Annotated in this window: 14 protein-coding genes; 6 read left to right on the top strand and 8 right to left on the bottom strand. The window is 67.7% G+C overall.

All coding sequences use genetic code 11. The features are described from left to right. A partial coding sequence (locus tag ACR2JA_RS18720) for a hypothetical protein (protein ID WP_434010579.1) occupies nucleotides 1–215 on the bottom strand: 215 nt, incomplete at its 3' end. Beyond that, nucleotides 212–598 (bottom strand): hypothetical protein, encoded by a 387-nt coding sequence (locus ACR2JA_RS18715; protein ID WP_434010578.1) that lies wholly within the window; start codon nucleotides 596–598, stop codon nucleotides 212–214. The genes ACR2JA_RS18715 and ACR2JA_RS18720, both read right to left, overlap by 4 nt. 233 nt (nucleotides 599–831) lie before the next feature. Between ACR2JA_RS18715 and ACR2JA_RS18710 the strand changes: the two genes are divergently transcribed. The 4 genes from ACR2JA_RS18710 to ACR2JA_RS18695 all read left to right on the top strand — a co-directional run bounded on the left by ACR2JA_RS18710 (nucleotide 832) and on the right by ACR2JA_RS18695 (nucleotide 2,762). Continuing rightward, the gene (locus ACR2JA_RS18710) at nucleotides 832–1,362 is read left to right on the top strand and encodes a YqhA family protein (RefSeq protein WP_434010577.1); all 531 of its coding nucleotides are present in this window, start codon (nucleotides 832–834) and stop codon (nucleotides 1,360–1,362) included. 125 nt (nucleotides 1,363–1,487) lie between these two features. After that, on the top strand, nucleotides 1,488–1,844 hold the full coding sequence (locus tag ACR2JA_RS18705; protein ID WP_434010576.1) for a rhodanese-like domain-containing protein: 357 nt from the start codon (nucleotides 1,488–1,490) through the stop codon (nucleotides 1,842–1,844). 4 nt (nucleotides 1,845–1,848) lie between these two features. After that, nucleotides 1,849–2,172 carry a hypothetical protein gene (locus ACR2JA_RS18700; RefSeq protein ID WP_434010575.1) on the top strand — a complete coding sequence of 108 codons (324 nt, stop codon included), beginning with the start codon at nucleotides 1,849–1,851 and terminating at the stop codon, nucleotides 2,170–2,172. A 131-nt stretch (nucleotides 2,173–2,303) separates the two neighbouring features. Beyond that, nucleotides 2,304–2,762 (top strand): glycine zipper 2TM domain-containing protein, encoded by a 459-nt coding sequence (locus ACR2JA_RS18695; protein WP_434010574.1) that lies wholly within the window; start codon nucleotides 2,304–2,306, stop codon nucleotides 2,760–2,762. A 25-nt stretch (nucleotides 2,763–2,787) separates the two neighbouring features. On the opposite strand, the gene yghU is transcribed toward ACR2JA_RS18695, so the two are convergent. The 5 genes from yghU to ACR2JA_RS18670 form a co-directional block, all read right to left on the bottom strand. Continuing rightward, a complete protein-coding gene (yghU, locus tag ACR2JA_RS18690; protein ID WP_434010573.1) occupies nucleotides 2,788–3,633 on the bottom strand; it encodes a glutathione-dependent disulfide-bond oxidoreductase in 846 nt (281 codons plus the stop codon). A gap of 118 nt (nucleotides 3,634–3,751) precedes the next feature. Then, the gene (locus ACR2JA_RS18685) at nucleotides 3,752–4,381 is read right to left on the bottom strand and encodes a PEP-CTERM sorting domain-containing protein (RefSeq protein ID WP_434010572.1); all 630 of its coding nucleotides are present in this window, start codon (nucleotides 4,379–4,381) and stop codon (nucleotides 3,752–3,754) included. A 224-nt stretch (nucleotides 4,382–4,605) separates the two neighbouring features. After that, the gene (locus ACR2JA_RS18680) at nucleotides 4,606–5,559 is read right to left on the bottom strand and encodes a chemotaxis protein (RefSeq protein WP_434010571.1); all 954 of its coding nucleotides are present in this window, start codon (nucleotides 5,557–5,559) and stop codon (nucleotides 4,606–4,608) included. Nucleotides 5,560–5,683: 124 nt separating this feature from the next. Then, entirely contained in the window at nucleotides 5,684–6,349 is a 666-nt protein-coding gene (gene pcp / locus ACR2JA_RS18675; protein ID WP_434010570.1) for a pyroglutamyl-peptidase I, read from the bottom strand. Continuing rightward, nucleotides 6,346–7,272 (bottom strand): M14 family metallopeptidase, encoded by a 927-nt coding sequence (locus tag ACR2JA_RS18670; RefSeq protein ID WP_434010569.1) that lies wholly within the window; start codon nucleotides 7,270–7,272, stop codon nucleotides 6,346–6,348. The genes pcp and ACR2JA_RS18670 overlap by 4 nt, the downstream gene beginning before the upstream one ends. 162 nt (nucleotides 7,273–7,434) lie before the next feature. Between ACR2JA_RS18670 and ACR2JA_RS18665 the strand changes: the two genes are divergently transcribed. Beyond that, nucleotides 7,435–7,761, top strand: a complete 327-nt coding sequence (locus ACR2JA_RS18665) for a DUF2322 family protein (protein ID WP_434010568.1) — start codon at nucleotides 7,435–7,437, stop codon at nucleotides 7,759–7,761. 109 nt (nucleotides 7,762–7,870) lie between these two features. On the opposite strand, the gene ACR2JA_RS18660 is transcribed toward ACR2JA_RS18665, so the two are convergent. Further along, the gene (locus ACR2JA_RS18660) at nucleotides 7,871–8,158 is read right to left on the bottom strand and encodes a hypothetical protein (protein ID WP_434010567.1); all 288 of its coding nucleotides are present in this window, start codon (nucleotides 8,156–8,158) and stop codon (nucleotides 7,871–7,873) included. A 194-nt stretch (nucleotides 8,159–8,352) separates the two neighbouring features. On the opposite strand from ACR2JA_RS18660, the gene ACR2JA_RS18655 reads away from it, so the two are divergent. After that, nucleotides 8,353–8,782 (top strand): pyridoxamine 5'-phosphate oxidase family protein (locus tag ACR2JA_RS18655; RefSeq protein WP_434010566.1); only part of this gene is annotated, 430 nt, incomplete at its 3' end.

The following is an 8,782-nucleotide window of genomic DNA, read 5'->3' as shown; positions in this document are numbered from 1 at the left end:
CACCAGGCGCGCGGGGGTGGCTGCACTTCGCGAAAGCCCATGTAGCGCTGCACGCGCCGCACATAGGCCCACTGCAGCACCGGCGCCAGCAGCAGCGCACCCAGCAGGCCAGCCAGCACCACCAGGGCGGGCAGCACCCACCAGGCGGGCCGGTCCATGTCGACCCACACGGTGTGCAGGGCCGCGCCCATCTGGGCCCAGCAGGCGCTGATCATGGTTGCCCCTGTGCGGCGGCCAGGGTGGGCGCGTCGGGCCACTGATCGGACGGCAGTTCGGTGGCGGTAAGCTGGTAGCCGCGCCAGCGCAGCCAGCGCAGGTGCCAGCGGTTGGCCCAGCGGCCCATGGCCCACGATTCACCCGCGATCCAGGCCATGGCCAGCAGGCCCTGCGCGTCGGTGGAGGGCAGCAGATCCAGCAGCGCGTTGGCCGCGGTGTGCAGCGCGAGGGGCAGCAGCAGCGTCAGCGGCAGCGCCCACCACAGCCGCCGGTGCAGCGCCCACAGCGGCAGCCCCACACACGCCAGCCACGAGAAGCCGCTGCGGTGCAGCACCGAGCGGCCGTGCCCGTTGATGAAGAGCGAGAGGTTGCGTCGCGCCATGCGCGCAGGGTACCCGCGCCTGCCCTGTGCGTGCACACACCGCCCGTCAGAACGGTCCCCCGCCGAGGGCACGGCAGAAATCGGGGTCAGATTCCAATTCCTATCGCCAAGTTTTCCCTTTTTCCGGGGCTTTGTCCGCGCCGGCACAGCCCTCACCTGCCCCCACTATCATCTCGCCCGGTTGAGCCGGTCGCCCTGTTGGCGCTGGCGGGCGGCCATCTCAAGGGTTCGCAATGGAAAAGATTCTCTCGGGGCTGGGGGCGCTGCTTTACCGCATGCGTTTCACCATGCTGTTTTTCTACGTCGGGCTGGTGGGCATCATCTTCGGCATTCTGGGCAAGTTCCTGCTGGAGACCTGGAAGCTGATGAACACCTTGCTGTTCGACGAGCTGTCGAAGATCGACCTGATCATAAAGGTGCTGGAACTGGTGGACATGACCATGGTGGCGCAGCTGGTGTGGGTGGTGGCGCTGGCCGGCGTGTCGCTGTTCGTGACCACCGGGCACTTTGACAAGAGCGACATGAAAAAGCCCGACTGGCTGGACCACGTCAACACCTACAACCTCAAGCTCAAGCTGGCGTTTGCCATCATTTCCATCTCGGGCGTGCACGCGCTCAAGACCTACCTGAGCGGTTCGCTCACGCTCGAAAGCGTGCAGATGGTGACCTACATCGCGATCATCCACTTCACATTTGTGCTGTCGGCCATCGGTATCTCGTTTGCCGAGCGGCTGACCCGCGAGAAGGCCCACCAGGAGCATTGACCGACGCCGTTCCAAGGGCCGCTGACGCCGCGCTGCGCTGGCATCGCTTCAATTGACGGATACTCCCACCCGTAACCAACGCTGGTCGCGGACCGGTGGGTGATTCGAGCGAAAGAAGGTGCGAAATGGTGTTCCCGGGATTTTTGGAACAGTACTGGCCGCTGTTGGCGCTGGCGCTGTGGTTGGGCTACAAGTGGTGGAGCGCGCGCCGGGTGGTGGCCATGCTGCCGGCGCTGCGCCAGCAGGGCGCCACGCTGGTGGACGTGCGGTCGGACGCCGAGTTTGCCGGTGGCAACGCACCGGGCACGGTGAACATTCCGCTGCCGGAACTGGGCCGCCGCCTGAACGAAATCCCGAAAAACGTGCCGGTGGTGGTGTGCTGCGCCAGCGGCACGCGCAGCGGCATGGCCAAGATGCTGCTCAAGAAGAACGGCTACACGCAGGTGTTCAACGCGGGCCGCTGGAGCAACCTGCTGGGGTGAACGGTTGGCCCGTCCGCACCACCACGTCTACGTGATCGAGCTGCACCCGGACGTGCTGCTGGAGCCGGCCTTCAGGCGCTGCAACCCGGGCTATGTGGCGGGCCAGCCGTGCGTGTACGTGGGCATGACGGGCCTGGACCCGGACGTGCGCTTTGACAAGCACAAGGCGGGCATCCAGGCCAACCGCTTCGTGCAGCGCTACGGCCAGCGCCTGCTGCCCGACCTGTACGAGGGCTTCAATCCGATGCGTTACGAGGAAGCGGTGGAGCGCGAGGTGGAGGTGGGCATCGACCTGCGATCGGCCGGGTTCGGGGTGTGGCAGGCCTGACCCGCTGAGCCTGTGAGTCGCTGCGGGCGTTGATCGGGCCGGTGTACTGGAGACAGCGGCTTTTGCTCTGGATCAATACACCCGGGGGTTATCGTCCTAGACTGGAATCGTCACAACCACAGGAGATGACGATGAAGACGTGGACACGTGCAGGCATGGCGTTGGCGCTGGCGGGCGCGCTGGGCGGTTGCGCCGGCCCCCATGCGAACGAACAGACCGGGCTGATCGTCGGCGCTATCGTGGGTGGTGTGGTCGGGTCGCATGTGGGGCGCGGGTCCGGGCAGGACATCGCGACCTTCGTGGGCGCGGTCACGGGGGCGATCGTGGGCGGCAGCATCGGCCGGTCGATGGACGATTCGGACCAGATGCGGACCACGCTGGTGCTGCAGAACGTGCGCACCGGGGTGCCGGCCCGCTGGACGAACCCGCGCACGCAGATCGTCTACACCATGGTGCCGACCAAGACCTACGAATCGCCCACCGGGCTGTGCCGCGAATACACGATGGACGCGATCATCGGCGGGCGGCCAGAGAAGGTGTGGGGCACGGCCTGCCTGCAGCCCGACGGCAGCTGGCGCGTGGTGAACTGAAGACCGCGGCGGGCGGCCCCGGCGCTCAGTGCCGCTCGGGCACCTGGTCGGCCGCGTCGCCCCAGGTGCGATTGATGCGGCGGCCGCGCTTGACGGCCGGGCGTTCGCCAATGGCCTTGGCCCAGCGCTGCACGTGCGGGTATTCGTGCACCGAGAGGAATTCGCCCGCGTTGTAGAGCTTGCCTTCGACCATCCAGCCGTACCAGGGGTAGATGGCGATGTCGGCGATGGAGTATTCCTCGCCGGCCATCCAGGTGCGCGTGGCGAGGTGGCGGTTGAGCACGTCGAGCTGGCGCTTGGTTTCCATCGCGTAGCGGTTGATGGGGTATTCGAACTTCTCAGGCGCGTAGGCGTAGAAATGGCCGAAACCGCCGCCCAGGAAGGGCGCAGAGCCCATCTGCCAGAACAGCCAGTTGAAGGTTTCGGTGCGCGCGGCGTGCTCCTGGGGCAGGAAAGCACCGAACTTTTCGGCCAGGTACAGCAGGATGGAACCGGACTCGAACACGCGGGTGGGCGGCACGGTGCTGCGGTCCAGCAGCGCCGGGATCTTGGAGTTCGGGTTGACGTCGACGAAGCCGCTGGAGAACTGGTCGCCTTCGTTGATCTTGATGAGCCAGGCGTCGTATTCGGCCCCGGCGTGGCCCAGTTCGATCAGCTCTTCGAGCATCACGGTGACCTTCACGCCGTTGGGCGTGCCCAGCGAATACAGCTGCAGCGGGTGCTGGCCGACGGGCAGGTCCTTGTCGTGCGTGGGGCCGGCGATGGGCCGGTTGATGCTGGCGAACTGGCCGCCGTTGGCCTTGTCCCAGGTCCAGACGGCGGGCGGTGTGTAGGGGGCGGGCGGGGTGGTGGGGGTGTGGTCGTCGCTCATGGGCGCATGGTAGGCACGCGGCGGTACCCCTGCTGTCACCAAGTGATCACGTCTGCGACACGATAAAAAAAGCCCGCACAAGGCGGGCTTCCATCAAGGCGCGAGACGTCGCAAGCGCTCAGGCGGCCTTCTTTTGCTTGCGGGTGGTCACACCCAGGCCAGCAAGGGCGATGCCCAGCAGGGCCATGGTGGCTGGCTCGGGCACGGGCGAACTGTTGAGGGTGATGGTGGCGTTTTGAACGCGGGACTGGTTGTTGGCAGTGAAGCTCAGGTCGTTCATGGAAATCGTGAACTGACCACCGTTGCCAAAGTTCACCACGACGTCGTTCCAGTCGATGGAGAAGTCGATGGCCGGATCGGCGATGAAACCCAAGATCGCGGTGCCCGTGGCGGTCACGGTCTGGCTGCCCGAGAGTGGATTGAAAAAGTTGAAAGTTGCCGAAACGCCCAGACCGCCTTGCTCGAAGGGGTTGATGAACGCACCGAGGGGCAAGAGATTTGCGAGCCCTTCATCTTGCAAGCGGACGGTGCCGAACTGGAAAGTTTGTGAACCGCCAGTCGAAAGGCTGAAGTTCTGCGGAGTGCCGGTGGCCGTGAAAGAAACGCCCAGGTCGTTCAGGCCGCTGCCGTAGCCGGCGCCTGGTGTGAAACCACCCGGTGTCACATCGAAGGTGACGGGTGTGGCCATGGCGCTTGCAGACACGCCGATGGCGGCGACAGCAATGGCTTTGGCAAAGGTGTTGCTCATCGTGAATTTCATTGGATCTCCGGTTGTATGCACTTTGGGGAATGACGGGCACCCTCGTCAAAGCAAAAGTAATGCCATACAACTGAAATGAAAAAACACATTGCAACACATGAAGTTACAAACTCAACCAAAGCGAGACTGTAAAGAATATCGACATCTACCAACAGCATCCTTGCGTGGTTGCGTCGGGCAGTGGACAGACCTCGGCGCCGGATCTGAAGCGATCAGCGCCGGATGACCGTGCGCAGCGCCTCGGCCAGTTCGGAGGCCTCGAACTTGGCCACGTAGGCGTCCGCCCCGACGGACTGCACGTGCGCTTCGTTGGTGGTGCCGGTCAGGGACGAGTGGATGACCACCGGGATGGACTTGAAGCGCGGGTCCTGCTTGATGTGGCGCGTGAGGGTGAAGCCGTCCATGACGGGCATTTCCAGGTCGGTCAGCACCACGGCCACCTTGTCCTGCGCGGTCTTGCCTTCGGCCTGGGCCTCGGCTTCGATGGCCTGCAGGCGTTCCCAGGCTTCCTGGCCGGTCTTGGTCATGATGTGGCTCACGCCCATGGCGCCCAGACCCTGCTCGATCATCATGCGGGCGACCGGGGAGTCGTCCGCCGCGAGCACGATGGTGCCGGCGGGCAGGCGGATGGCGTCGCCCACGTCGTCGGCGGTGATCTGCTCGTCCGAATGCGGCATGACATTGCGCAGGATCTGCTCCACGTCAAGCACCTGCACCAGGCGCGAGGTGTCGGCGTCGCCGTCGATCTTGGCGATGCTGGTGACCAGGTCGCCGCCGTTGCCTTCGGCGGCGAGCACGCGGCTCCAGTCCAGCCGCACGATTTCGTCCACCTCTTCCACCGCAAAGGCCTGGGTGGTGCGGGCGTATTCGGTCACCAGCAGGATGCCGTGGCCCCGCGCCGGTGTGCAGCCCACCAGGGCGGGCAGGTCGATGACGGGGATGATCTGGCCGCGGATGTTGGCCACGCCCAGCACGTTCGGCGGCGCGTTGAACATGGCGGTCACGGTGGGCATCACCATGATTTCGCGCACTTTGAAAACGTTGATGCCGAACAGCTCGCGGCGCTCGGTGCCCGGCGCGTGGCCCAGGCGGAACAGCATCAGCTCGAACTGGTTGTTGCTGGTGAGCTGTGTGCGCTCGGTGACGTCGTGCAGCGATGTGCTCATGGCAGGGGGCTCCGGTGTGTGGCTCATGGGAGGTTAAGAGCCAAAGCCCTGGGCCTAGCCGCACATGAACACCCCAAACACCCCGCAGTTCGGCGCATGGGCGCCACACGGCCGCGTGGAACCGTCAGTGCGTGGCGCCGCCACCGGGGGTCACTGGTGTGGCCGAGGGCGCCGCCAGCGCGCTGCGCACGATCACGCGCAGGCCGCTGACCACCTCGTCCAGCGCCATGTGGGGCGTGCCCTGCTCGGGCAACCAGGGCACGTGCACGAAGCCGCCGCGCGTGTGGCGCAGGCCGGGGTGGCTGGCGATGCGGTGCATCAACCCGTAGAACACGTGGTTGCAGACGAAGGTCCCGGCGGTCTGCGAGACCTCTGCGCGCAGGCCTTCGCGCTGCAGCGCGGCCAGCAGCGCCTTGATGGGCAGCGAGCTGAAATACGCGGCCGGCGCGCCGGGCGCCACCGGCGCGTCGACGGGGCGGGCGCCGGCGTTGTCGGCGATGGGCGCGTCGTCCACGTTGATGGCCACGCGCTCGAGCGAGATCGCCCCGCGCCCGCCGGCCTGGCCGACACAGATGACCAGCTCGGGGCGCAACTGGTCGAGCAGGGTGTCGAGCGTTCGCAGTGAGGTGCCGAACACCGTGGGCAGCTGCGCCGCGACGATGCGCCGCCCCTGGATCTGCCGGCCGTGCAGGGCCTGCACCGCCTGCCAGCTGGGGTTGACGCTGGCGCCGTTGAACGGGTCGAAACCGGTGAGCAGCACCCGGCCAGCGGGGTGGCGGGCAGCGCTCATGCAGCGGGGGCGGAGGCCTGGGCGATCACGAAGTCCAGCGCGGCGCACACCGCGGCCACCTGCGCCTGGTTGCATTGCGCGGGGGTGGTGCGCGGGCTGTCGGGGTAGACCTCGGTGGTGCTGGTGCAGCGGGCGCCGGTGAGGCTGGTGCACAGGCCCAGCTCGCGCAGCGGGTAGCGGATGACGCCGGGCGCCGCCAGCGGCGTGCCGATGATGCCGCCCTGCGCGTCGGCCGGGGCGATGTGGGTCACGCGTTCGACGGCCGCGAGGATGGCCTGCTGGGAGGCGGGCTGCGGGTGTTCGGTGTCGTCCACCATGTAAAAGCCGTCGGGGATGGTGCAGGGCTCGAAGGCTTCGCCGTCCCGCGCGGCCTTGGCGGGGCGGAACTCGCTCTCGTCGGTGTCGGTGGTTTCGTGCAGGTCGATGTGGGCGGCGAACGCGCCGTGCAGCGGCGCCACCAGCGCCATGAGCGCGGCCGATTCGGGCGCCGGGCTGGGCGTGCGGAACGATCGGTTGGGGTCCACCGCGTCGTGGTTCCAGCGCTGCACGTGTTCGTAGGCCCAGGGGCTCACACACGGCACCACCAGCAGGTTGACACGGCCTTCGTAGGCGGCGGCGTGCTGTTCGAGGAACGCGAGCGCGCCGTGCACGCCACTGGTTTCGTAGCCATGCACGCCGCCGGTCACCAGCACCGCGGGCAAGCCGGCCTGCCAGCGGTTGCGCACTGCGAGCAACGGGTAGCGGTCAGCGCCGTGCACCTGCTCGCCATGGGTCTGCACGCCCATGCGGGCCCGCAGTGCGTCGACACGGACGAGCACGTCGTGTGCGTACGAACGCTGGCGCCGCTGCTGTGCGCGCCACTGCGCCACCTCGGTCGGCCCCCAGGCCTGGCCCGGCGTGCCGATGGGATAGAAACGTTGCATGTCGTTCATTTTGAATGGGGGTCATGAATGGGGGTCAGATTCCGATTTAAAGCCAGTTTCCCGCCACCCGTTGGCGGACGGCAGGGGCTGGCGGTCGGCCCTGATTGTGGCGCGGGCCGATCTGGCAACATCGCGGCCTTTGTCGCCACCCACCACCTCACCATGAACTTCGCCGAACGCCTGAAAACCCTGCCCGCCGTGAACCACCTGGCCGCCCTGCAGCTGCTGGACCCCAGCGGCCAGACCGTGGCCACCATCGAGAACAAGCCGGGGCAGGCCGGTTCGCTGGCGGTGTACCACGCACTGGCGCAGCAGCACGGCGGCGCCATCGCACCCGCCGCCGCCGCGCTGGGGCTGGACTGGTACGCCGAGCACACGACCGATGCCCGCGCCCACCCGGGCAAGCACCCCAACATCGACCGCCTGGTGGCCTGGGCCGCCGGTTCGGCCACCTATCTGGTGCGGCCTGTGATGGCCACGGCCGGCTGAAGCCGGGCCGCCCCAAGGCTGGACCAGCCCCCTGGACCCGGCAAGGACCGGGACCCTTCCCAGTCCTGGGGCAGCGACCCGCGCAGCGGCGGAGCGTGGGGGCGGCGTTTCAATCGCTCCAGCTGACCACCGGCCCCAGCCGCTGCTGGGCCAGGAACATGGCCTCGCGCAGCGAGAGCGCGGCGCCGCCGTCCAGCCATTGATGGCCCGCGTCGGGGCGGTCGAAACGGATGTAGTAGCACTCCACCTCGCGGTCGGACGCGATGTCGGGCGGATCGTCCGCATCGCCGGTGCCGTAGAGGGTGTGGTGGCGCAGGATGCGCACGTGGCAGGTGGTGAGGCCCGCGTAGAACCACAGGCCGTGTTTGACGGCGGGGAGCCGGTCCACATCGTTCATGTCGCTGACCTCCGGTGCGCTGCAACACGGCCGCGCGAGCGAAGGCGCCACCGTGCAGGCCATGATAGGCAAGCCCCCCACCGCTGCCAAGGCGCACCGCACCATGGCCTCACGCGCCCGCCGGGTGCCACACATGGGTGGACAGGGCCGCCGCGCCGAACCATCATCGCGCCAGCCACCACACCACCCGGACCATGACCGACATCACCCGCCTCGACGCCTTGCGCGCCCTCTACGACCCGGTGCGCGAGCGATCGGCCAAGAAAGAACTGCCGCAGCTCGATGCACACGCCACGCGCCTGGTGGGCCTGTCGCCCTTCGTGGTGATCGGCAGCGGCCACGCGGCCACCGGCGCGCTCGACGCGTCACCGCGCGGCGGCGCCCCGGGCTTTGTGCGGGTGCCGGATGCGCACACGCTGCTGCTGCCCGATGCACCGGGCAACAACCGGCTGGACACGCTGGAAAACGTGGTCAGCCACGGCGTGGCCGGCGCGCCGGTGGGCCTGTTGTTTCTGCTGCCGGGCATGGACGAGACGCTGCGCGTGAACGGCCGCGCCTGGCTGTCCACCGACGCGGCCCTGCGCGAGCGCTGCACCGAAGAACCCACCGGCCGGGTGCCCCGGC

The organism is Hydrogenophaga sp. (genome assembly GCF_051007235.1).
Classification (GTDB): Bacteria; Pseudomonadota; Gammaproteobacteria; order Burkholderiales; family Burkholderiaceae_C; genus Hydrogenophaga.
The sequence above is the reverse complement of the archived record's forward strand: the minus strand, read 5'-3'. Positions and strand labels throughout refer to the sequence as shown.

What these genes read in the sequence shown, in the direction of transcription:
- ACR2JA_RS18685 (WP_434010572.1), bottom strand. Translation starts at nt 4,381, where the DNA reads ATGAGCAACACCTTTGCCAAAGCCATTGCTGTCGCCGCCATCGGCGTG.
- ACR2JA_RS18705 (WP_434010576.1), top strand. Translation starts at nt 1,488, where the DNA reads ATGGTGTTCCCGGGATTTTTGGAACAGTACTGGCCGCTGTTGGCGCTG.
- ACR2JA_RS18660 (WP_434010567.1), bottom strand. Translation starts at nt 8,158, where the DNA reads ATGAACGATGTGGACCGGCTCCCCGCCGTCAAACACGGCCTGTGGTTC.
- ACR2JA_RS18710 (WP_434010577.1), top strand. Translation starts at nt 832, where the DNA reads ATGGAAAAGATTCTCTCGGGGCTGGGGGCGCTGCTTTACCGCATGCGT.
- ACR2JA_RS18715 (WP_434010578.1), bottom strand. Translation starts at nt 598, where the DNA reads ATGGCGCGACGCAACCTCTCGCTCTTCATCAACGGGCACGGCCGCTCG.
- ACR2JA_RS18670 (WP_434010569.1), bottom strand. Translation starts at nt 7,272, where the DNA reads ATGCAACGTTTCTATCCCATCGGCACGCCGGGCCAGGCCTGGGGGCCG.
- ACR2JA_RS18695 (WP_434010574.1), top strand. Translation starts at nt 2,304, where the DNA reads ATGAAGACGTGGACACGTGCAGGCATGGCGTTGGCGCTGGCGGGCGCG.
- ACR2JA_RS18665 (WP_434010568.1), top strand. Translation starts at nt 7,435, where the DNA reads ATGAACTTCGCCGAACGCCTGAAAACCCTGCCCGCCGTGAACCACCTG.
- ACR2JA_RS18680 (WP_434010571.1), bottom strand. Translation starts at nt 5,559, where the DNA reads ATGAGCACATCGCTGCACGACGTCACCGAGCGCACACAGCTCACCAGC.
- yghU (WP_434010573.1), bottom strand. Translation starts at nt 3,633, where the DNA reads ATGAGCGACGACCACACCCCCACCACCCCGCCCGCCCCCTACACACCG.
- pcp (WP_434010570.1), bottom strand. Translation starts at nt 6,349, where the DNA reads ATGAGCGCTGCCCGCCACCCCGCTGGCCGGGTGCTGCTCACCGGTTTC.